The sequence below is a fragment of the Paludisphaera sp. genome (genome assembly GCF_037189885.1).
In the GTDB taxonomy this organism is placed as follows: domain Bacteria; phylum Planctomycetota; class Planctomycetia; order Isosphaerales; family Isosphaeraceae; genus Paludisphaera.
The window spans coordinates 71,016-92,271 of the sequence record NZ_JBBCIR010000006.1 but is presented as its reverse complement, the minus strand read 5'-3'; the positions used below and the strand labels follow the sequence as shown (position 1 = coordinate 92,271).

The 21,256-nt window shown below is 71.9% G+C and carries 17 protein-coding genes; 2 read left to right on the top strand and 15 right to left on the bottom strand.

The genetic code is table 11. From position 1 onward, the window contains the following. Nucleotides 1-20: 20 nt before the first annotated feature. The 8 genes from WG209_RS02355 to WG209_RS02320 form a co-directional block, all read right to left on the bottom strand. Nucleotides 21-1,460, bottom strand: coding sequence for an aldehyde dehydrogenase family protein (locus WG209_RS02355; RefSeq protein ID WP_337173389.1), 1,440 nt, complete (start codon nt 1,458-1,460; stop codon nt 21-23). Nucleotides 1,461-1,524: 64 nt separating this feature from the next. Next, nucleotides 1,525-1,842, bottom strand: coding sequence for a EutN/CcmL family microcompartment protein (locus tag WG209_RS02350; RefSeq protein WP_337173388.1), 318 nt, complete (start codon nt 1,840-1,842; stop codon nt 1,525-1,527). A 50-nt stretch (nt 1,843-1,892) separates the two neighbouring features. Beyond that, nucleotides 1,893-3,098, bottom strand: a complete 1,206-nt coding sequence (locus WG209_RS02345) for an acetate/propionate family kinase (RefSeq protein ID WP_337173387.1) — start codon at nt 3,096-3,098, stop codon at nt 1,893-1,895. A gap of 1 nt (nt 3,099) precedes the next feature. Beyond that, nucleotides 3,100-3,384 carry a BMC domain-containing protein gene (locus WG209_RS02340; protein WP_337173386.1) on the bottom strand — a complete coding sequence of 95 codons (285 nt, stop codon included), beginning with the start codon at nt 3,382-3,384 and terminating at the stop codon, nt 3,100-3,102. 52 nt (nt 3,385-3,436) lie between these two features. Further along, the gene (locus tag WG209_RS02335) at nt 3,437-3,760 is read right to left on the bottom strand and encodes a BMC domain-containing protein (protein ID WP_337173385.1); all 324 of its coding nucleotides are present in this window, start codon (nt 3,758-3,760) and stop codon (nt 3,437-3,439) included. A gap of 20 nt (nt 3,761-3,780) precedes the next feature. Next, the gene (locus WG209_RS02330; RefSeq protein ID WP_337173384.1) at nt 3,781-4,080 is read right to left on the bottom strand and encodes a BMC domain-containing protein; all 300 of its coding nucleotides are present in this window, start codon (nt 4,078-4,080) and stop codon (nt 3,781-3,783) included. 107 nt (nt 4,081-4,187) lie between these two features. After that, entirely contained in the window at nt 4,188-4,886 is a 699-nt protein-coding gene (locus WG209_RS02325; protein WP_337173383.1) for a phosphate propanoyltransferase, read from the bottom strand. Beyond that, a complete protein-coding gene (locus WG209_RS02320; RefSeq protein ID WP_337173382.1) occupies nt 4,883-5,719 on the bottom strand; it encodes a DeoR/GlpR family DNA-binding transcription regulator in 837 nt (278 codons plus the stop codon). The genes WG209_RS02325 and WG209_RS02320 overlap by 4 nt, the downstream gene beginning before the upstream one ends. A 217-nt stretch (nt 5,720-5,936) precedes the next feature. Here WG209_RS02320 and mutM point away from each other — a divergent pair, with 217 nt between their 5' ends. Continuing rightward, on the top strand, nt 5,937-6,794 hold the full coding sequence (mutM, locus tag WG209_RS02315; RefSeq protein WP_337173381.1) for a bifunctional DNA-formamidopyrimidine glycosylase/DNA-(apurinic or apyrimidinic site) lyase: 858 nt from the start codon (nt 5,937-5,939) through the stop codon (nt 6,792-6,794). Nucleotides 6,795-6,806: 12 nt separating this feature from the next. On the opposite strand, the gene WG209_RS02310 is transcribed toward mutM, so the two are convergent. Beyond that, nucleotides 6,807-7,706, bottom strand: coding sequence for a diadenylate cyclase (locus WG209_RS02310; protein ID WP_337173380.1), 900 nt, complete (start codon nt 7,704-7,706; stop codon nt 6,807-6,809). Nucleotides 7,707-7,742: 36 nt separating this feature from the next. Next, complete coding sequence (locus WG209_RS02305; protein WP_337173379.1) at nt 7,743-9,548, bottom strand: hypothetical protein; 1,806 nt, start codon at nt 9,546-9,548, stop codon at nt 7,743-7,745. 135 nt (nt 9,549-9,683) lie between these two features. Between WG209_RS02305 and WG209_RS02300 the strand changes: the two genes are divergently transcribed. Then, nucleotides 9,684-10,646 (top strand): PIG-L family deacetylase, encoded by a 963-nt coding sequence (locus WG209_RS02300; RefSeq protein WP_337173378.1) that lies wholly within the window; start codon nt 9,684-9,686, stop codon nt 10,644-10,646. A 316-nt stretch (nt 10,647-10,962) separates the two neighbouring features. Here the strand turns inward: WG209_RS02300 and WG209_RS02295 are convergent, their stop codons facing one another. The 5 genes from WG209_RS02295 to WG209_RS02275 all read right to left on the bottom strand — a co-directional run bounded on the left by WG209_RS02295 (nt 10,963) and on the right by WG209_RS02275 (nt 21,217). Beyond that, a complete protein-coding gene (locus WG209_RS02295; protein WP_337173377.1) occupies nt 10,963-12,741 on the bottom strand; it encodes a DUF1858 domain-containing protein in 1,779 nt (592 codons plus the stop codon). Between the two features lie 917 nt (nt 12,742-13,658). Then, a complete protein-coding gene (locus WG209_RS02290) occupies nt 13,659-15,113 on the bottom strand; it encodes a hypothetical protein (protein WP_337173376.1) in 1,455 nt (484 codons plus the stop codon). Continuing rightward, nucleotides 15,110-16,867: a hypothetical protein gene (locus WG209_RS02285; protein WP_337173375.1), complete on the bottom strand. Its 1,758-nt coding sequence runs from the start codon at nt 16,865-16,867 to the stop codon at nt 15,110-15,112. Before WG209_RS02285 ends, WG209_RS02290 begins: the two co-directional genes overlap by 4 nt. A 388-nt stretch (nt 16,868-17,255) precedes the next feature. After that, nucleotides 17,256-19,139 (bottom strand): hypothetical protein, encoded by a 1,884-nt coding sequence (locus tag WG209_RS02280; protein WP_337173374.1) that lies wholly within the window; start codon nt 19,137-19,139, stop codon nt 17,256-17,258. Continuing rightward, a complete protein-coding gene (locus WG209_RS02275) occupies nt 19,136-21,217 on the bottom strand; it encodes a prolyl oligopeptidase family serine peptidase (RefSeq protein WP_337173373.1) in 2,082 nt (693 codons plus the stop codon). The genes WG209_RS02280 and WG209_RS02275 overlap by 4 nt, the downstream gene beginning before the upstream one ends. Nucleotides 21,218-21,256 lie beyond the last annotated feature (39 nt).

Genomic DNA, 21,256 nt, shown 5'->3' with positions numbered 1-21,256 from the left:
ACTCCGTGCCGGGGTCCGGCTCAGGCGAACCGGAAGCCGCCGGCGAGGGCCGTCCGACGCTGGCGGGTGAAGGTCAGGGGGGTGGTCACGCCCTCGCCGGTCGGGCCGGCGATGGAGAAGGACGGCGGCGCCGCGCCGCCGAGGCCCGACAGGGACGAGCCGTTGACGACGAAGATGGTGCAGTCCATCACCCGGCCCATCTTGCCCATCACGGCCACGTCGCGCGAGTGCAGGACGGCGGTGTGGCCGTAGCCGTGCTCGCTGGCGTGGGCCCACTGGATCGCCCGGTCGACGTCTGGTGCCTTGACGAAGGGGATGAACGGCATCATCTGCTCCTCCTGGACGAACGGGTGGTCGGCCCCGGTCTCGCCGTAGAGGATTTGCGTGGTCGCGGGGATCTTCACCCCGGCGTGCGCCGCGAGGATGGCCGGGTCCTTGCCCACCAGCTCCTTGCGGACGTGCGGCTTGCCGTCGGAGCCGGTCTCGAAGGCGGCGTTGGTCAGCGAGTCGACCTGCGCGGCCGTCAGGCGGAAGGCCTGATGCCTCGGCATCGTCTCCATCAGCTTGTCGAAGATGGAGGCGACGGCGAAGACCTGCTTCTCGCCGATGCAGAGCAGGTTGTTGTCGAACGCCGCGCCCTCGACGATGGACTTCGCGGCGAGGTCCAGGCAGGCGGTCGGGTCGACGACGACCGGCGGGTTGCCGGGGCCGGCGACGATCGCCCGGCGCCGGCTCGACAGCGCCGCGCGGGCGACGGCCGGGCCGCCGGTGACGACGAGGAGCCGGACCTTGGGGCTGGCGAACAGGTCGTTGGCCGTCTCGATCGTCGGCGGGTCGATGATCGTCAGCAGGTTCTCCAGGCCGGTCGCCTCGGCGATGGCCTTGTTGAACTTCCGGACGCCCAGCGCCGCGATGGCGCGGCCGGAGGGGTGGGCGTTGAAGACGACCGTGTTGCCGGCGGCCAGCATGTTGATGGCGTTGGCGGCGAGGGTCGGCAGGCTGTGCGTGACCGGCGTGATCGAGCCGATGACGCCGAAGGGCGTGTAGTCGGTGAACGTGACGCCGTCGTCGCCGGTGGCGTTGTCGGTGCGGAGGTACTCCACGCCGGGGATCGCCGGGATCGAGCCCCTCAGCTTGGCGATCTTGTGATCGAGCCGGCCGATCTTGGTCTCTTCCAGCTCCAGCCGGCCCAGCTCGTCGGCCTGCTCGACGCAGATCTTCCGGATGACGGCGATCGCCTTCCGGCGGTCCTCCAGCGGGCGGTCGCGGAAGGCCTTGAAGGCGGACTCGGCGGCCGTCGTGGCGCCCTCGACCGTCGAGAAGACGCCGAGGTCGCCGCCCGACGGGGCCTTCGCCGCGACGGAGCCGTTGCCGTTGCCGTTGGTCGGCGCCCCGCCGGTCCCCATCTGGGTGAGGACCTGCTGGACCACGTTTCGGATCAGATCTTCTGTGGTTTGCATGACGGACACCGGGTTTCCTGGGCTGGGTCGAGGTCCAAGCGGCGGTCTTGATTCGGGGAGGGGGTCAGCCCTCGTCGCGGGCCGAGAAGACGACGCGGCCACGGACGTCGACGGTGTCGACCAGGCCGATGACCACGGCGTCGATGGGGAGCTTCTCGGTCTCGGGCGTGAGGCGGGCGCTGGAGCCCTGGCAGACGAGCACCATCTCGCCGACGCCCGCCCCCAGCGAGTCGACGACGACGAAGGTGCGCCCGGTGGGGACCAGGCGGTCGGCCTCCTTCTCGTCCACCCGGTAGGGCTCGACGATCAGGAGCTTGCGGCCGGTCATCGAGGCGACCTTCTGGGTCGCCACCAGGCTCCCCGTCACGCGGGCCAGGAACATCGGCTAGGGGTCCCGTGGGTTGGGGGTGGGGTTCGGGGTCGGGCCGGTCGTCAGGCGCCGCCCGGCTGGCCGGACGTCAGCAGCTCCTTCGACTGGCGGGCGACCACCAGCTCCTCGTTGGTCGGCACGGTCCAGATCTGGACGCGCGACTTCTCGGAGGAGATCCGGCGCTCGGCGGGGCCGGCGGCGTTGAGCGCCGGGTCCAGCTCGATCCCGAACCAGTCGAGGTCCGCCAGCGTCTTCGACCGGATCAGCGAGGAGTTCTCGCCGATGCCGCCCGTGAAGACGATCGCGTCGGCCCCGTTCAGCTCCAGGAGGTAGGCCCCCAGGTAGTGGCGGATGGCCGCGATGAAGACGTCGAGCGCGAGCTGGGCGGAGACGTCGCCGGCGGAGGCGGCGGCCTCCACGTCGCGGACGTCGTTCTTGCCGCAGATCCCCAGCAGGCCGGACTTGTCGGCCAGGGTCGCCAGGATCTCCTCCAGGCCCAGGCCGGTCTCCCGCATGATGGCCGGGATGGCGAACACGTCGAAGTCGCCGGCGCGGTTGTTCTGCGGCAGCCCGCTCTGCGGGCTCATGCCCAGGCTGCAGCCCACCGAGACGCCGTCGCGGATCGCGGTCAGGGACGAGCTGCCCCCCAGGTGGCACGAGATCACCTTGAGGTCGTCGCGGCCCAGCAGCTCGGCGATCCGCCAGGAGATGTAGCGGTGGCTCGCGCCGTGGAAGCCCCAGCGGCGGATCCCCAGGGTGGTCGACCACTCCTCGGGGATGGCGTAGCGCTGGGAGGCCTCCGGGATGGTCCGGTGGAAGCCGGTCTCGTACGCGGCGACCAGCGGGAGATCCGGGAACCGCTCCCGCAGGCCCCGCATCGCCTTGACGTAGGGGGGGTTGTGCGCGGGGGCGACGTCGTTGTACGCCTCCATCGCCCGCAGGACCGCCTCGTCGACGAGCTGGACGCCGGTCAGGTTGCGGGCGTGGACCGCCTTGAACCCGATCGCCGAGACCTCCGAGGGGTCGGCGAGGACGCCGATCTCCGGGTCGACGAGCTGGTCGAGGCAGATCTGGACCGCGTCGCCGTGGTCGGCGACCGTCCGCGTCGTCTCGACCTCGCCCCGGGCCGTCTTGCAGGCGACGCGGGACGAGGGGGAGCCGATGCGGTCGATCGCGCCTCGGGCCAGGACCGGCTCGGCCGGGTCGTCCAGGTCGAAGAGTCGGTACTTGAAGCTGGTGCTGCCCAGGTTGGCGACGAGGACTTTCATCTTAGCGGGTGGCCCCCAGGTAGGCGCGGACGACGGCGGCCCCGGGCCGCGGGATGACGTGGGAGGCGCGCAGGTCGCCGGAGCGGGCGGCGGCCTCGGCCCCGGCCTCGACGGCGGCGCGGACGCTGCTGACGTCGCCCCGGACCATCACCGCGACGACGCCGCCGTCGAGCTTGATGATCGGGCTGGCCAGCTCCACGGCCGCCGCCTTGAGCATGGCGTCGACCGCGTTGATCAGGCAGACCAGGCCCATCGTCTCGATGAGGCCCAGCGCTTGGCCGTTCATGGGATTCGGCTCCGTGGTTCGGGTGGTCGGTCTGTGCGGGGGGAGCCGGGGCTCAGCCCAGGAACGTGCGGAGGACCGCGGCGTCCGGGCGGGGGATGACGTGGGCGCTGACCAGCTCGCCCACGCGGCTCGCGGCCTCGGCCCCGGCCTCGACGGCGGCGCGGACGCTGCCGACGTCGCCCCGGACCAGCGTCGTGATGAACGAACCGCCGACCTGGACCTTGCCGGCCAGGGTCACGTTCGCCGCCTTGAGCATCGCGTCGGTGGCCTCGACCACGCCCACGAGCCCCTTGGTCTCGATCAGTCCCAGCGCCTCGCCGTTCATCCCCAGGCTCCTGTTGCTCCCGCGGTTCGCGGGCTTCTGGACGGTGGCCATCTCGATCGACTCCCTTCGGCTCAGGAGCCGGAGCCCTTCGGCCCGGACGGGGCCGCGGGGGCCGCCTTGGCGAAGGAGAGGACGCCGCCGAGGTCCTCGTGCGGGCGGGGGATCACCTGGACGCTGACGACCTCGCCGATCCGGCTGGCCGCCGCCGCGCCGGCGTCGACCGCCGCCTTGACCGCCGCCACGTCGCCGGCCACGAACGCCGTGACCAGGCCGCTGCCGACCTTGTCCCAGCCGACCAGCTCGACGTTCGCCGCCTTCAGCATCGCGTCGCTCGCTTCGACGAGCGCCACGAACCCCTTGGTTTCGATCATTCCGAGCGCTTCGAGGGATGCAGAGGCCACGGGGGCCCTCCTTCCGAGGTGGGGTCAGGTTGGGGATGCCGGCCGATCCGTCCGCGACGTCGGCCCTCCGGGTCGGGTCAGGCCTTCGACAGGATCACGTTGCTGGCGTGCGCCAGGTCGCACGCGTTGGCCTCGTCGGTGTCGATGTGCACCTCCAGCTTCCAGTCCGGGTGGGTCCGCACGAGCAGGCCCTCCAGGGTGCTGGGGCAGGGGCTCTCGACCCTCATGTTCATGCGGTCCAGGTGCTTCACGCCGTAGTACTCGGCGTCGCGCGGGCCCATGTGGACGTGCCGCTCGGCCCGGATCACGCCCTTGGGCATCACCAGCGAGCCCTTCGGGCCGATCAGCAGGCAGCCGGGGGTGTCCTCGATGTCGCCGGAGAGCCGCACGGGGACGTCGATCCCCAGGCTGATGGCGTCGGTGAAGGCCAGCTCCACCTGGCTGAACTTGCGGCAGGGGCCCAGGATCCGCACGCCCGGGATCATCCGCTGGCGGGGGCCGACCACCGCCACGGTCTCCTCGGCGGCGAAGTCGGTGTCCTGGTACAGCCGCTTCATCGGCGTGAGCTGGTGCCCCTTGCCGAAGAGGACGTCCACGTCCTCCTGCGTCAGGTGGCAGTGCCGGGCCGAGATGTTCACGATCACCTTCGGCGGGCCGCCGGCCTTGCCGTTCCCGCGCCCGTTCGTCGGGGCCGGGGCGGGGGGCGATCCCATGCTCTTGAGGAGGATCGACCTCACCATGTTCTCGATCTGGTCGCGGGTCGCCGTCGCGCTCATGCCTCGGTCCTCTCGTCGGTCGGTTCGCCCCTGGGGTCCGTCGCGCCGTTGTTCGGGGTCGCCCCGGCCGCGTGGACGATCACGCCGGCCGCCTCGACCATCGCCCGCTGGGCCTCCGGGGTCCCGGCGTCGCAGACCAGCCGCGTCACCTCGCCCCAGTCGCAGAGCTTCGCCAGCGCCGTGCGGCCGAACTTGGTCCGGTCGGCCGCGATGACGACCTCCTGCCCGCACGCCATCATCCGACGCTCGGTCTCCACCAGCAGGAGGTTGGAGTTGTACACGCCGTCGGCCATGATCCCCCCCGCCCCCAGGATCGCCACCCGCACGCGGATCTCCCGCATCATCGCGATCGCCAGGGGGCCCAGCGCGACGCCCGTCCGGGGGTAGACGTAGCCGCCGATCAGGATCAGGTCCGTCCGGGGGCTCGACGCCACCAGCTGGGCGATCGGCAGGCTGTTGGTCACCACCTGGACGTGGATGTCCCTCGCCAGCAGCGCCCTCGCCACCTCCAGCGTCGTCGTGCCGCCGTCCAGCAGGATCGAGTCCCCGTCCCCGACCAGCGCCGCGGTCGCCTCGCCGATCGCCCGCTTCTCGGCCATCGCCGTGTGGGTGCGGTCGTCGAACGCCGGCAGCCCGCCTCGCGGCTCCGTCGAGCCCGGGGCCACCGCCCCGCCGTGGGTCCGCCGGACGACGCCGGACAGGTCCAGCGCCTCCAGGTCCCGCCGCACGGTGCTCTCCGAGACGTTCAGCGTCCTGACGAGCTCGTCGAGCGTGGCGTAGCCCTGCCTGGAGATCAGCTCGCGGAGGCGTCGGCGTCGGGTCTCGGGGAGCATGGTCGACCCGCCCTGATGGGTTTCTCGCACGATCACTGGAAGAAAGTTTCCGACATGGCCGGGCCGCCGTCAAGGGCCTTCATTATCCATGACGGATTTTGACGGTTTCTCGGTCAGGTTCCATCACTTCACCGCTAGCCCCCCGCCCCGTACAATGGGGGCGGGCCTCGCCGCCCGCCCCCTCCTCGTCACTCTTAAATAAACTCGCGAGGCGTCGATGCCGGAACTCCCCGAGGTCGAGACGATGGTCCGCGGGCTGCGGCCGGCGCTCGAGGGGCGTCGCCTGGCGTCGGCGGAGCTCCACGACCCGTCGATGCTGCTGGGCTGCACGTCGGAGGAGCTGGCGGCGCGTTGCGTCGGGGCGGTCGTGTCCGGGGTGGGTCGCCGGGGCAAGTGGGTCGTGGTCGAGCTTGCCGACGCGGGTTTGATCGTCATTCAGCCCCGGATGACTGGAGGGTTTCGGCTCGTCGAACCCGACCGGCCGGGGCACGTGCGCCTGACGTTCCGGCTGGCGAGCCCCGACGCTTCCATCTGGTTCTGCGACGCGCGCCGGCTGGGCCGCATCCTCTGGTTCGACGGCCCCGAGCAGGCCGACGCCGCCTTCGCCCGCGCGCACGGCCCCGACGCGCTGGCGATCGGCCGCGACGACCTGGCCGCCCGGCTGAAGCGGACCCGGCGCGCCGTCAAGCCGGCGCTGATGGATCAGAAGGTGCTGGCGGGGATCGGCAACATCTACGCGGACGAGATCCTGTTCGAATCCCGGCTGCACCCGACGCGGGTCTCGGCCGAGCTGAGGCCGGCGGAGGTCGATCGCCTGCACGCGGCGATCCGGCCGGTCCTGACGCGGGCGATCGAGGCCGAGGGCGCCAGCTTCGACGCCGGCTATCGCACCGTCCTGGGCCTGGAGGGGGGCTTCCTGGCCGTCAATTCCATGTACGGCCGCGCGGGCCGGCCCTGCAAGGGCTGCGGGGCCCCGATCCTCAAGACGAAGATCCCCGGCCTGATCGGCCGCCCGACCTACCTCTGCCCGGCCTGCCAGCCGGAGAAGCGCCCGCGGGCGCGCCGCGACGCCTGACCCGCCTCCCGGTCACAGTCCGTCCGGGCTGCGCCCGCGGGGCTTCTGGATGTCGAGGATCAGCTTGCCCCGGCGGAAGATGGAGACGGTGCCGGTGGACTGGGAGATGCAGACCGAGAGGGCGTCGGTCGTGACGGTGATCGCCGCGGCGGCCTCGTGCCGGGTGCCGAGGCCCTGGGGGAGCGGCTCCTCCAGCTTGGCGCGGGGTGCCAGGTAGCGCGCCGCGCAGAGGACCACGCCGTCGCCCCGGACGACGTAGGCGCCGTCGATGGCGGAGTACTCCTTGATCGTCTCCTCCAGCCGGGGGTCGAGGATGTTCCGCTCCTCCTCCGGGTAGCCGTGGAAGGGGTTGAACACCAGTTGATGGCTCTGGTCCAGGACGGTGTCGCAGTCGCCGACGACGAAGAGGGCGCCGACGGGGCGGCCCTCGCGCCCCTCGATGCCCAGCTCGCCGGCGACGTTCAGCACGCGCTCGAAGACGGCGGGGCTGACGTCGGCGGGGAGGGGGTCGGCGGCGCCGGCGGAGAACAGCTCGATCTCGGTCCCCATGTCCAGCACCATGATCGTATCCATGGAGCCGGACCGGTCGATGCCCGTCAGGCAGAGGAGGCGGTCGCCCGCCTGGACGAGCCCCTCGGCCGCGGCCACCAGGGTCGCCACCTTCACCTGGCCGCCGCGGGTCATGGCGATGTCCGGGAGCTGCACGACGCGGCAGATGTCCTTCAGCTCCTCGGGCGCGGTGAAGTCGCAACGCCGGGAGACCAGGATGATCCGGAAGTTCACGTCGTCGATCAGCGACCGCAGGTCGGCGTCCTCCTCGACCACGTCGGCGTGGAGCAGCACGACCCTCGCGCCGACCTCTCGGGCGATGGCGTGGGCGTGTCGGACCATGCTGCGGGTGAGCGTGTTCATGGCGGCGTCGGGACTCGGGCCGGGCGAGGGGACGGGTCAGGGACGGGGGGCGGGGGGATTGAACTCGACGGCCAAGGCGAGGACGCCCAGGTCGTCGAAGGCGTTGGGGTCGCGGGCGTCCCCGGTCTGCTCCAGGCGCAGGACGTGGCGGCCGGGGCCCAGGGCGTCGGCCGGGACGGGGACGCGGATCCGGCGCGTGGATTCGTTGGCGTCCTCGATGTGGCGGTTGATGTAATCGATCCGCTTGCCGTCGAGGACGACGTAGGTCTTCAGCTCCCCGCGCCGGACCATGTCGGAGAACATCAGCCCGGTCGCCTCGCCGACGACGCCGACGACGTCCAGGACGATCGACGCGGGGCCGACGGCCGGGGCGTCGGCCGGGACCTCGAACGCCCGCTCCAGCACGCCCCCCTCGTACATCGGCGGGTCGAGCGGCGGGACGGACGATGGGCCGGAGATCTCGTCGCCCAGGTGGTGCGAGCAGGGGTCGATCACGAGGCGGACGCCCGGCTCCAGGACCGTCAGGCGGGCCAGCCGATCGCGGGGGATGGTCAGCGTCCCGGCGTAGGAGGTCTGGAGGGTCAGGGCGTCGTCGGTCAGGGAGGTGACGGCGCCCTCGGCGAAGTCGGGCTCGCGGTCGCGCCCGTCGCCGGGCTCCCACTCGACCCGCGCGAGCGCGCCGGCGATCGGGTCGCCGGCGGCGGGGTCGCGGCGGAAGTGCAGCCCGGCGAGGTCCTTCCAGGCGATCGCGGCCGGTCGGCCGTCCACGGTCATCTCCACGCGGTCGCGGTCGCCGCGGAGGATCGCGCCGAAGAGCTGATCGCCCACCGCCAGCCGGGCCTCGTCCTGGGCGGGGTCGACCTCCGGGTCGGAGGGGACGGACGCGAACCGGACGACCTGTGTCGCGGCGACGAGCCCGTCGGGGCCGCCGTCCCCCGCGCCCTCGACGGCGATCCGGATCGATTCGAGCGGGCCCTCGGGGCCGCGGCCGTGGGCGAGGGCCTGGCCGTCGATCGCGATCTCCGTCCGACGCGCGTCGAAGCGGACGGTCGCCCGGCGCCAGCCGTCGCCGCGCGCCAGGCGCTGGACGGCCAGGGAGGGGCCGTCGGGCGACTCCACGGCCAGGCTCTCCTCGGCCCAGCCCAGCAGCACCCGCGCCACCGCCGGGCGGCCGGCGGCCCGGAACGTCAGGGCCAGGGACCACGAGCGGCCGGGGTGGACCCGGCCGTCGTCTCGGAAGCTCAACTCCACGCGCCCGGCCTCGATGGGCGGGTCGAACCGGCGCTCGATGGACGAGCCGGCGGCGGGGAGGAGCAAGGCCGATTCCCCGTCCTCGACCACGACGCGAGGCCCGCCGGCGACGTCCCACGCCGGGTCGAGCGCGTCGAAGCGGTCGTCCAGGACGCGGACCTCCCCCCGACGCTGCGTCAGCGACTGGATCCCCGGCCGGCGAGCGACGACCGGCGCGGACTGCCACGGGACGGAGAGGCTGACCGACCCCTCGTCGATCTCGGTCAGCGTGCCGGAGACGCGCCCGGACTCGCCCATGGCGGCGCGGAACATGGGCGGGACCGCGGGCCCGCGCGCGGGGCTCGGGGTGAATTCCACCACGGCGCCGGGCCCCGCGGGGGTCATCCCCCCCGCCGTCGGCTCGAACCGGAGGCCGGACGTCGGGTCGAGCCGCAGCCGCCCCTCGACCGCCGGCGCGCCGGGACGGACCAGCCGATCCGGGCCGGTCGGCTCCGCGCCCGAGGAGCGCGCGACCGCCGCCCCGAGCATCAGCGCGACGATCAGGGATCGCGAGTGGGCGAGGCCGGGCCGTCCGGGCGGTTGGTCTCTCATGCTCTGATTGTACGGCCCCCGTTCGACGCCGGGCAAGCCGCGGCCGGGACGCCGTCGCATCGCGAACCGCGCGGCGGTACGCTGGCGTCGCGGCGGCCCCGCGAGTCCGGCCCATCCCCCCAAGGAGTCACCCCCATGATCCGCCCCCTCGAAGGCCGGCACCCCCTCGCGTCGGCCGCCATCTCGGCGCTGGCGCTGGCCTGCGCCTCCCTGACCTTCACGCACCCCGCGCCGACGCGGGGCGGAGAGACCATGCCGAGCCCCGAGCCCCTCCGGATCATCGTCTTCGGAGCCCACCCCGACGACTGCGAGCTGTCCGCCGGCGGAACCGCCATGCGCTGGATCGAGGCGGGCTTTGCCGTCAAGTTCGTCAGCCTGACCAACGGCGACATCGGCCACCACGAGATGTCCGGCGGCCCGCTCGCGCGGCGACGCCGGGAGGAATCCGCCCGCGCGGCGAGGATCCTGGGCGTGGAGACCGAGACGTTCGACAACCACGACGGCGAACTGCTGCCCACGCTGGAGAACCGCAAGGCCGTGACCCGCGCGATCCGCGAATGGAAGGCCGACGTGGTCATCGCCCCGAGGCCCAACGACTACCACCCCGACCACCGCTACACGGGCGTCCTGGTGCAGGACACCGCCTACATGGTGGCCGTCCCGAACTTCTGCCCGGACACGCCGGCCCTGCGGAAGAACCCCGTCTTCCTCTACACCGCCGACCGCTTCCAGCAGCCCAACTCCTTCCGCGCCGACGTCGTCGTCCCGATCGATTCGGTGCTGGACCGAAAGGTCGACGCCCTCGCCGAGATGGAGTCCCAGTTCTTCGAGTGGCTCCCCTGGATCGAGGGCTACGCCGACGACATCCCGGAGGATCCCGACGCGCGCAAAACATGGTTTCGCGAGCAGGTGCTCAAGCGTTACAGCGCCCCCGCCGACCGCTTCCGCGACAAGCTGGTGGAACTCCTGGGCCCCGAGCGCGGCCGCGCCGTCCGCGCCGCCGAGGCGTTCCAGGTCTGCGAGTACGGCCGCCAGCCCGACCGCGCCGATCTCCTGCGCATCTTCCCGTTCTTCGGCGAGGACGAGGCGGCGCGGTGAGCGAGGTGGACCACGTCTTTCGCTCGCGTCCTCCGCGAGGGGGACGACATCTCCATGGCCGGCCTTCCCGCCCCGAAGAAGCCCTCGCCGGCGAGTTACGAGTCCCCCCTTCTCCCTCGTGGGGGAAGGTGCCCCGAAGGGGCGGATGAGGGGGCGCGCGACCGGGAGGCGTCGGCGGGGAGCCCCTCGCTGGCCGGGGGACGCGGGGCCGGTCGCCCCCTCATCCGGCCTTCGGCCACCTTCTCCCACGAGGGGAGAAGGGGGGGACTCCTCGCCGACTTCCTTGCCGGGTTCCCGACAGAACCCGGCATTCACCTCAGCGCCGGGCCTCGTTCAGCGCCCCGGTCAGCTCCTCCAGCGCGATCCCCCGCATCCGGGCCGCTTGCGCCAGGGTCGCGCGACGGCCGACGGTGCGGCGGAGGATCGGGCGGCGGAGGCCGTCGAGGCCGAAGCGGTCGAAGACCGGCGCGGTCTCGGGGAACCAGTCGAGGACGTCGGCCGGATGGTGGTCGCCGGCGATCCGCTCGGGGGCGGGGCCGATCCCCTCCTCGGCGGCACCGACGCCGCGGAGCATCAGCGAGGCCAGCCCGGCGCCCCACCACGCCAGCGCGACGACCTCCATCGTCCCGCTCAGGCCGATGACGGCGTAGGCGGGCGCGGCCCAGTCGGTCAGCGTCTGCGAGGTCACCCGCAGGGCGCAGCCGGCGTTGATCAGCAGGTACGGCCCCCACAGCCTCGTCAGCCTGCGCGGGTCCACGCCGTTGAGCGTCGGGACGACCTTCGCGGCGAATCCCATGATCATCTGGCTGACGAACCCGACCGTGACCGCGTGCCGGATCGCCCCGTAATAGGCGTGGCTGAACGGGATGCCGCTGGCCGCCGCATAGGCGGGGAGCAGGAGGAGCATCGCCAGCGAGATCGCCAGCCAGCCGTAGGCCGTGCGCACGAACTTCGCCACCCGGTCGGTCTCCGGGAACGGCCGCCAGGGCCGCCAGGGGACGACCACCATCGCCGAGCCGATCGCCAGCATCGCCCAGGAGACAGGCAGCAATCTCGCGATCGCGTGGTCGCCGGTCCAGCGGTACGCCAGGAAGATCCCCACCTCGGCCAGCACCGCCGCGACCAGGATGCCGAACGCCCCCCACGCCCGACGGTCGTCCACCTTCGGCGCCCCGAAGAGCGCGGGGATGAAGCGGATCGAGACGCCCAGGATCATGAACAGCGCCAGGCCGTGGACCTGGAGGTCGCGCAGCGGGAATTGGTAGGTCGCGACGTACCAGACCTGGGCCGCCTCGCCTTCCGCCGTCATCGTGGTCCAGGTGTGCCAGCCGCTCATGACCGTCGAGGCCAGGAACCACCCCAGCGCCGCCATGATGAAGGCGATGTAGGGCTCGAACCGCGCCTCGGATCGGCGATAGGTCGTCGCGATCTGCGCGGAGAAGGCCGCCACCGCGACCAATTGCAGCCCCGCGCCGAGCATCGCCAGGGGGACCGACGGCGCGAGCATCCCCACGGCCTGCGCGACGATCCCGCCGACCATCATGGCGAAGACCGCCGCGGCCAAGCGGGGCGCCGCCAGGCTCGCGTGCCAGATCCTCGGGAACGCCTGGCAGGCGAAGCCCATGATGAACAGGCCCATCCAGCCGGAGATCTGCGCCATGCCGTGCGCGTTGACGGTCTGGAGCGGGTTGACCAGGAACGTCCCGCTCAGGCCGATCCGCCAGAGCAGCCACGCGCCCCAGGTGGCGCCCGCCGTCAGCGCGATGACGATCCCGCCGAGGAAGAAGCGGCGATAGATCGTGTCGGCCAGCAGCGTCGTCTCGTCGCGCGACGCTCCCATCACCACCTCGCCGCGGCCGAGCGCCTCGGCCAGCTCGCGGAGCAGCCGGCCCTGGTCGACGCCGTGCGCCCTGGCGAAGAACCCCAGAGTCTCGTACGGCCCGTCCGGCCCGCCGCAGCCGCGCAGGCCGTAACGGTCGAGCACGGCGCGCGCCTCGGGACGCCTCCGGAGCAGGTCCGGGATCATCGTCTCCGCCGAGAGTCCGGCGTCGTCGGTCGGAGGGCCGTTGAAGACGGGCAGTGGTATGAGGGCCATGACATTCGCCCGACGATCGCCGTCGGGCTCCCGCTCGCGCGACGTCGCCCGGGGCGAGCCCGCCGGCCACGTCGCCGGACGACGGCCCGCCCCGGGTCTCGTCGATTGAGACTTCCGATCGAAATCTTTACCTCTAGGTCAAAGATACATCCGCTGGGCCTCGGAGTAAAGGGCCGACCCGGGAAGGGGCGAGCGTCCGGAGATAATTCCGAGAAACCTGAAATCACGCCGAGCCCGCCGCGGACCATGCGGGTGTTTGATGAGGGCGCTCCTTGGCAATCCGGAAGCAGTGAAGGGGCGAGCGGACCTGATAGCCTTCAATAATGCGCGCGTCGCGCGAGCAAAGGGCCGTCGGCCCGATTCCGTCCCCTATCCCGAATGGTCACGATCCGACGCCTTCCCCCCTCGCGGGGGAGGACAGACTCCGAAGGAGGCGGGAGAGGGGGATGACGAGCACGAGTGCCGACGGAGCCGTCAAAGGCTCGACCGGCCGTCGCGAATCCCGGCGCTCAGCCTGCTTGGCTTCCCCCTCATCCGGCCCTTCGGGCCACCTTCCCTCGCGAGGGGAAAATGCCGTGATGATGGTCCCCAGAATCCGAGACCGTCCTGGGAAAAGCGCCGACCGGGCGAACCGTGGACCGTCGCTATCCCTATGGCCTGACGACCCTCGTCCGGCCCCCCGAGCCTCCCTCTCCCGGCGGGAAAGGAGACACGCGTTCCACGTTCTCCGGTCGAGAAAACCACTTCGAAGACGACGAACGAAGCCAACTTGATTCGGTCGCAAGTTTCATGACGCGAATGGGTTTAGGGCGTTGCAAGTCGGGACGCCGGCGCGCGAACGAAGCCAACTCGTGAGCCCTCCTCCGCCTCCCGGCGCATCGCGTCGGACGGGCCACCTAAGGCGGCTGGACGCTCGCTCAGGAAGCCGGCGGTTCGCCCTCGATCGCCGGTCGCCCGCGAAGCTCGGGGTCGTGGGCGTAGGCGCCGACGTCGTCCTCGACTTGGGCCTTGGTCGCCTTCTTGTAGTCATGGGCCCCACGTTCATCCCGGAGGTTCGCGCCCACCGAGTAGACGCGCAGGCGACCCTCGGAGTACTCCAGGCGGAAGGGCGCCCCGGTGTAGGGGTCGAGGGGAGGGGCGGGGAGGATCTCGGCGTCGATGTCCGCGATCGAGGCCGGCCATTTGCCCGTCGCCTGGCGCTGGCGCTCCGCGGCGAGGAGGACGGTGGCGGCCCCGAGGCATGCCCGACGGTCCAGGAAGGTGCCGAGCGAGACGTCCCCCGAAGGCGCGTGGAGGAAGGCGAGAAGCCCGGAGCCCAAACCGACTTTCGACGCCTTGCCGGCCTCCAGCCGTGCCCGCCACGCCTTGATGGCGGGGAGCCACTCGGGCGTCGGACGCTCGGGGATCGCCGCCAGCTCGTTCCACCACTCCAGCAACAAGACCTGCTGCCAGGCCAGGAACGGCAACCAGAACACGTGGACGAGACGGGGGATGGGCTTGTCGGGGTTGATCAGGTTGGGGTCGGCCTTCAATCGCTCGAACCACTCGAAGGAGAGGGCGCGCTCGCCGCGGAGGACGTGACGCTCGATCGGCTCGGCGAGCGCGGTCATGATGTCGCGCTGGGCCCTGGCGAGGACGTCGGCCGAGGGCTCGCCCCACGCCAGCGTCGCGACGATCGCGTCGACCGCCGAGTGGTCGATGGCCGCTCGCTTGAGTTGCGGGATCAGTCCGGGTATGTCCCCAGTCGCGCGGTGGACGCCGAGCATCGACCGGGAGGCGGCGATCGCGTCGTCGGGCCTGCCGTCGTGGGCGGCGACGACCGCGTCGATCCGCAACAATCGCGCGACGCGGCGGAAGGCCTCGGCCTCGATGTATTTCGTGTCCCAGACGTTCGGGGCGATGGAGACCGCGTGCCACCCCCGTTCGAAATCTGCCGCCCGGCGGGCGACGGCCAGGGCGTCGGCGCGGGCGGCCAGCTCGGCGCGGAGGACGGCCAGCGTCTCGTCGTCGAGCCGGTCCGGGCCCCTGGCCGCGGTCGCGCGATCGAACGCGGCCTTGAGGGAGGGCCCCTCATCCGCTTGCTCGGCCTCCTCCTCGGGGGGGTAGGGGTCGGGGAGCGTCGCGGCGGCCTCGGCGACGGGGATCGCGCCGTTCTCGACGTCAGGGACGGGCTCGCGGGCCGCCAGCAGGTCGGCCAGCCGCCAATTCGGGTCGTGGCGGTCGGCCGCGGCGATCGCCGCCGACCGGCGGGCCCCCATCCGGTACACCACCCAGAAGGGCGTCCCTACGGCCAGGACCACCGCCGCGATCCTCGCCCATCGCATGACGCGGCGGAAACGGGACGGTCGGGTCGCGGGCTCGGCCTGGCTCATGGGGCCTCCTCCTCCACCGCCGGCCGCCCGCGAAGCTCGGGATCGTAGGCGTATGTGCCGACGTCGTCCTCGACGTGGGCCTCGGCCGCCTTCCTGGGATCGTAGGCTCCGCCCTCGTCCTCGAGATTGGGGCCGAGCGAGTAGACGCGCAGGCGGCCGTCGACGTGGGCCACGCGGAACGGTTCGCCGGTGTAGGGGTCGAGGGGCGGAGCCGGGAGGATCTCGGGGCCGATCTCCTCCGCCGACGCCGGCCATCGCCCGGTCGCCCGGCGGTGGCGCTCGGCGGCGAGGAGGACGACCAGCGAGCCGAGGTCGGCGCGGATGCGCATCTCGGCGGTGATGAAAGCGGAGACCGCCGGCATGAGCAGGAGGGGGAGCGTCGAGGTCGCCATCCCCAGCCGCGAGTTCTTGACGGACTGGTTCCTGGCGTCCCACCTCGCGACGGCCGCGGGCCACTCGTGCTCCGGGAGGTCGAGGATGGCGATCAGCTCGTTGCACCATCGGAGCGCCACGGCATACTGATACCAACCCCCCGCCACGAGCATCCCGCTCACCCCGCCGCCCGGTGTCGCCGATGCGGCCCCTCCTTCGGAGAGGGCCGAGATCGGCATCTCCCCTTCCGCGATTCGTCGGATGATCTCGGCGAGGATCGCGCGTTCGCCGCGTAGGCCCCACCGGACGCGGGGTTGGTGGCGCTCGTCCAGGGCGAGATCCTGGAGTGCGGCCAGGGCCTGGTCCGAGGGCTCGCCCAGGCCCAGCGCGCGGCGCGCGGCCCGGGAGGCCGTGGAACCGATGGCGATCCGCACGAGCTGGCCGATGGCGAACGGCTCGTCGCCGATGGACCGGCCGGCGGCGATCATCGCGCGGCAGGACGCGAGCGCGTCGTCGGGCCCGCCGTCGTGGGCCGCGACGATGACGTCGGCGTTCAGCAGGCGGGCGACGCCGCGGACGTTCTGGGTCTCGGGGAGGAGGGTGTCGATGACCGCCGGCCCGATCTCATATTCGTGCCGACCCCGATCGTAGTCGGCCAGGGTCCGGGCCAGTTCGAGGGCCTCGGCCTGCTCCTCCAGCGACGCGACGATCGCGGCGAGGCTCGCGTCGTCCAGGCGTCGGGAATCGTCGAACTCGCCGAGCGTCGCGGCTTCCCCGAGGATCTCGCGGACGTCGGGCCCCGGCTCCCCCTCGAGGGCCTCCGGCGGCCACGATTCGTCGAGGAGGGCCACCGCGGCGGCGGCGACCAGGGCGGAATTCTCTTCATCGGGCACCTCGTCGCGGGCCGCGAGCAGGTCGTCGAGCCGCCAGTCGGGGTCGATCGCGTCGGTCTCCGCGACGGCCTCCTCGGCGCTCCGGATCGACGTCCGGATCAGGTAGTTCCCGGCCACCGCGCCGGCGACCAACCCCACCAACCCCAGGGCGCCGGCGACGCCCCACCGGCGGCGTCGTCGGCGACGGCGCGTCGGTTGGTCGGGCTCCGGCCGCCCCAGCCGCCTGGCGATCCCGCGATACAGCCACGCGACCGCCCCGGCCGGCACGGCGAAGAGGACGCCCCACGTCAGGGCGATCCCGGCCCAGCGGCCGGCGAAGACGATCAGCCCCATGAGCGACCCCCAGTCGAATCCGGCGTGGAGCAACATCCCGAGCGACCCGCCGACCATGGCGCCCGCGGAGGGGGCGGTGAACAGGGCCGAGAGCCACGCGCCGAACTCCGCCCCGCGGGCCGCGTCGCGCGGGCCGGCGCGCCAGCCGGTCGGCACCCCGATCGCCCCTTCGTTCCTCGCGAGAGAAGGAGCCCCGGGGAGGGGGGCGGGACCGGGAGTCTCCGGGGCCGCCACGCGTGGAGCGACTCGGCGGTCGTCCACCTCGTCCGGCGCGCCCCCGCCTTCTCCGACGGGGGCGGAGGGGGCGTCGTCAGCTTGCAAAGGGGGCCGGAGGCCGGGGGCATCCGGCGGCACGTCCGCCGAAGCCGCGGGAGGAGCGGGCTCGGGAGGTGGCGGCCCCTCGGAGGCTTCGGCTCGCGAGGGGGGATTTTCGGGAGGCTTCGGTGCCTCGTCGCTCATGGCATTTCCTCGGCGTCCAGTGGCCTGGCGAGGGACGTCCGCCTGTCGGGGGCCTGCTCGATGATCCTGGCGGCCAGGGCATCGCTCATGGGACCTCCTCTCCCTCCTCCGCCGGCCGTCCGCGCCGCTCGGGGTCGTGGGCGTATGTGCCGACGTCGTCCCGGCCGAGCTTTTCCTTGTGCCGCCACTTCGCGAAGTCGTAGGCCCCCCCCTCGTCCCTCTTATTCGGCCCGAGGGTGTGGATCTTCAGCAATCCGTCGGCGTGATGCATACGGTAGGGCTCGCCGGTGTAGGGGTCGAGGGGCGGGTCGGGGAGGATATCGGGGTCGATGTCCGCGACCGACGCCGGCCACTTCCCCGTGGCCTGCCGCTGGCGCTCGGCGGCGATGAGGATGATGAGCGAGCCGAACACCGCGCGGATGCGCTTCTCGGCGTCGATCGCCCGCGACGCCGCCGGCATCATGAAGGCGATGAACGGCATCGTGAATTTGCCGAACCTGGATCCGCGGACCGCCACGATCTCCGCGCCCAGGGGGGCGTAGGTCGCGTCCCACTCGTCCTCGGGGAGCGAGGGGATCGTCAGAGCCTCGTTGAACCAACGCAGGGCGAACGCCATCTGGTAATTGCAGGCGACGGCCACCGCCACGTTCACCCCGTCCGCCCGCGGCGCCAGCAGGGAGCCATTCCGGACGAGGTCTTCCAGCGGGATCTCGCCGGTCTGGACGCGGCGGATCATTTCCACGAGCATCGCCCGCTCGCCGCGGAGGCCCCACCAGAGCCGCGGCTGCTCTCGCTCGTCCTCAAGCAACTCCTGGAGCGCCGCGAGGGCTTCGTCGGAGGGCTCGCCCTGTCCCAGCACGCGACGCGCCAGGCCCTCCAACTGTGCGTTGACCGCCATGCGGACGAGTTGCGAGATCAGGAATGGCTCGTCGCCGATCGACCGGGCGAGGGCGACCAGGGCGCGACAGGAATCGAGCGCCGCGTCCAATTCGCCGTCTTGGGCGAGCAGGAGAGCGTCGGCGTAAAGCAGCATTGCGACCGCCCGAGTGTCCTGGGTCTCGCGCAGGAGCGTGTCGATGACCTGGGGCCCGATCTCAAGCTCGTGCCGCCCGCGATCGTAATCGACGAGAGTCCGGGCGACATCGAGGGCGTCGACGAGGGCCTCCATCTCGGCGCGGAGAGCCGAGGCGGTCGCCTCGTCCAGCCGACGAGAGTCGTCGGAGGCTTGCGCCCGATCCAGCGCGGCCGCGAAGTCCAGGGCGTCCGTTTCGCCGGGCACGCCCTCGGGCCTGGGCCTCGGGGGCCAGGGGTCGGGGAGGAGGCCAATCACCTCGGCGGCGACGAAGGCTGAGTTCTCGTCGTCCGGCACCTCGTCGCGGTTCGCGAGCAGGTCGTCGAGTCGCCAGTCGGGGTCGATCGCGTCGGTCTCCGCGACCGCCTCCTCAAGGCTCCCGATCGAGGCCCGGGTCAGGAAGTGCCCGGCCGCGACGCCGGCGACCAACCCGAGCAGCCCCAGGCCCGCGACGGCGGCCCAACGGCGGCGTCGACCGCGCCGGCGTCGCGCCCGATCCGGGCCCGGGCTCCCCAGCCGCCTTGCGATCCCCCGGTAGAGCCATGCCATCAGCCCGGCCGCCGGGGCGACGGGAATACTGCATACCAGGATGATCCCGGCCCAGCGCCCGGCGAAGGCGGCAAGGCCCGCGATCGATCGCCAGCCGGACCCGGCGTGGATCAGCACGCCGAGCGACCCGCCGACCATCGCGCACACGACCGGCGTCGAGAGCAGGATCGCGGACCAGACGCCGAACTCCGCCCCGCGAGCCATGTCGCGCAGGCCGTCGCGCCAGCCGGGGCGGGCCTTCGTCGCGGCGACCGACCCCGGGTCGTCGAAATCGGGATCGGACGAGGCTCCCGCCGCGCCGGGATCGGCCGGCGCGGCGGGGGACGGCTCGGGCGTCTCGTCGGTCAAGGGTTGGCCTCAACGTTGAGGGTCTTCACGAGGAAGGCCCACTGGTCGGCGGCCTCCTCGATGATCTTGGCGGTGGGCTTGCCGGCGCCGTGGCCGGCGCGGGTCTCGATGCGGATCAGGACCGGGTTGTCGCACGACTGCGCCGCCTGGAGCGCCGCGGCGAACTTGAAGCTGTGCGCCGGCACGACGCGGTCGTCGTGGTCGGCGGTGACGATCATCGTCGGCGGGTAGCACGTCCCGGGCTTGATGTTGTGCAGCGGGCTGTACGCGTGCAGCGCCTTGAACTCCTCGGGGTCGTCGGACGAGCCGTAGTCGTCGATCCACGCCCAGCCGATGGTGAACTTGTGGAACCGCAGCATGTCCAGCACGCCCACCCCCGGCAGGCACGCGCCGAAGAGGTCCGGGCGCTGGGTCATGCAGGCGCCGACCAGCAGGCCGCCGTTGGAGCGCCCGGAGATGCCCAGCTTCTCGGTGCGGGTGTACTTCTCGGCGATCAGCCACTCGGCCGCGGCGATGAAGTCGTCGAAGACGTTCTGCTTGCGGGTGCGGGTGCCCCCCTGGTGCCAGCTCTCGCCGTACTCGCCGCCGCCCCGGAGGTTGGCCACGGCGTACACGCCCCCCATTTCCAGCCACGTCAGGTTCGACGGGCTGAACCCCGGCGTGAGCGGGATGTTGAAGCCGCCGTAGCCGTAGAGGAGCGTCGGGTTGTCGCCGTTCCTCTGGAGGCCCTTCTTGGCGGTGATGAACATCGGGATCCTTGTCCCGTCCTTGCTGGTGTAGAAGACCTGCGTGGTCTCGTAGGCGGACGGGTCGAACTTCAGCGCGGGCTCGCGCCAGACGGTGCTCTCGCCGGTCTCGACGTCGTAGCGGTAGATGGTGGCGGGGGTGGTGTACGAGGTGAACGAGTAGAACGTCTCCCCGTCCTCGCGCTTGCCGCGGAAGCCCGAGGCCGTCCCCAGGCCGGGCAGATCCACGTCTCGGATGTGCTTGCCGGAGAGGTCGAAGACGCGGACGACGGTGTGGGCGTCCTTCAGGTAGGTGGCGATGAAGCGGTCGCCGACGACGTCGACGTTCTCCAGCGTCTCGGCCGCCTCGGGGATCAGCTCGGCCCAGTTCTCGGGCCTCGGGTCGCGGGTGTCGATCGCCACGACCTTCCCGCGCTCGGCGTCCTTGTTCGTCTTGAACCAGAAGACGGGGCCGTCGTTGTCGAGGAAGTCGTACTCGGCGTCGAAGTCGCCGACCAGGTGCGTGGGCTCGGCGTCATGTTCGTCGAACGGGCGGTAGAGGACGCGGTACTTGGCGTCGGTCCCCTTGTGGAGCGTGAGGACCAGGTACTTGCCGTCGTCGCTCACGGAGGGGCTGGCCTGCCACTCCTTGTTCTCGTCGTCCCGCCAGACCAGCACGTCCTGGTCCTGCGGCGAGCCGAGGCGGTGGAGGTAGACCTTCTGGTGGTAGTTGGCGCCCTTGAGATCCTGCCCCGGCTCGGGGGCGGGATAGCGGCCGTAGAAGAAGGCCGAGTTGTCCGGGGTCCAGGTGGCGGACGAGAACTTGACCCACTCGATCGTGTCGTCCAGGTCCTCGCCGGTCTCGACGTCGCGGACCTTCCAGGTGTTCCAGTCGGAGCCCGCCTCGGCGACGCCGTAGGCCAGCTTCTTGCCGTCGTCGCTGGCGACGGTCCCCGACAGGGCGACGGTGCCGTCGGCCGAGAGCTTGTTCGGGTCCAGCAGCATCCGGGGCGCGCCGTCCAGCGAGTCCAGCGTGTACAGCACCGACTGGTTCTGGAGCCCGCTGTTGTGGACGTAGAAGTAGCGGCCCCCCTTCTTGCCCGGGGCGCTGAACTTCTCGTAGTCCCAGAGCTCGGTGATCCGGGCCCGGATGGCGTCGCGATTGGGGATCGAGCCCAGGTAGGCGTTGGTGACGACGTTCTCGGCCTCGACCCACGCGCGGGTGACGTCGGAGTCGGGGTCCTCCAGCGGGCGGTAGGGGTCGGGCACCTTCACGCCGTGGTAGTCGTCGACCGTGTCCGATTTCGGGGCGTCGGGGTACGAGAAGGGCTTGGCGGGCTCGTCGGCTTTCATCGGGCTGACAACGGCTCCGAGGAGGGATGCGAACGCGAC

Bases quoted from the DNA above. Each gene is read 5' to 3' on its own strand.
- WG209_RS02310 (WP_337173380.1), bottom strand. From the start codon at position 7,706: ATGAACACGCTCACCCGCAGCATGGTCCGACACGCCCACGCCATCGCC.
- mutM (WP_337173381.1), top strand. From the start codon at position 5,937: ATGCCGGAACTCCCCGAGGTCGAGACGATGGTCCGCGGGCTGCGGCCG.
- WG209_RS02345 (WP_337173387.1), bottom strand. From the start codon at position 3,098: ATGAAAGTCCTCGTCGCCAACCTGGGCAGCACCAGCTTCAAGTACCGA.
- WG209_RS02305 (WP_337173379.1), bottom strand. From the start codon at position 9,548: ATGAGAGACCAACCGCCCGGACGGCCCGGCCTCGCCCACTCGCGATCC.
- WG209_RS02275 (WP_337173373.1), bottom strand. From the start codon at position 21,217: ATGAAAGCCGACGAGCCCGCCAAGCCCTTCTCGTACCCCGACGCCCCG.
- WG209_RS02330 (WP_337173384.1), bottom strand. From the start codon at position 4,080: ATGATCGAAACCAAGGGGTTCGTGGCGCTCGTCGAAGCGAGCGACGCG.
- WG209_RS02295 (WP_337173377.1), bottom strand. From the start codon at position 12,741: ATGGCCCTCATACCACTGCCCGTCTTCAACGGCCCTCCGACCGACGAC.
- WG209_RS02300 (WP_337173378.1), top strand. From the start codon at position 9,684: ATGATCCGCCCCCTCGAAGGCCGGCACCCCCTCGCGTCGGCCGCCATC.
- WG209_RS02325 (WP_337173383.1), bottom strand. From the start codon at position 4,886: ATGAGCGCGACGGCGACCCGCGACCAGATCGAGAACATGGTGAGGTCG.
- WG209_RS02335 (WP_337173385.1), bottom strand. From the start codon at position 3,760: ATGGCCACCGTCCAGAAGCCCGCGAACCGCGGGAGCAACAGGAGCCTG.
- WG209_RS02320 (WP_337173382.1), bottom strand. From the start codon at position 5,719: ATGCTCCCCGAGACCCGACGCCGACGCCTCCGCGAGCTGATCTCCAGG.
- WG209_RS02355 (WP_337173389.1), bottom strand. From the start codon at position 1,460: ATGCAAACCACAGAAGATCTGATCCGAAACGTGGTCCAGCAGGTCCTC.
- WG209_RS02290 (WP_337173376.1), bottom strand. From the start codon at position 15,113: ATGAGCCAGGCCGAGCCCGCGACCCGACCGTCCCGTTTCCGCCGCGTC.
- WG209_RS02340 (WP_337173386.1), bottom strand. From the start codon at position 3,384: ATGAACGGCCAAGCGCTGGGCCTCATCGAGACGATGGGCCTGGTCTGC.
- WG209_RS02350 (WP_337173388.1), bottom strand. From the start codon at position 1,842: ATGTTCCTGGCCCGCGTGACGGGGAGCCTGGTGGCGACCCAGAAGGTC.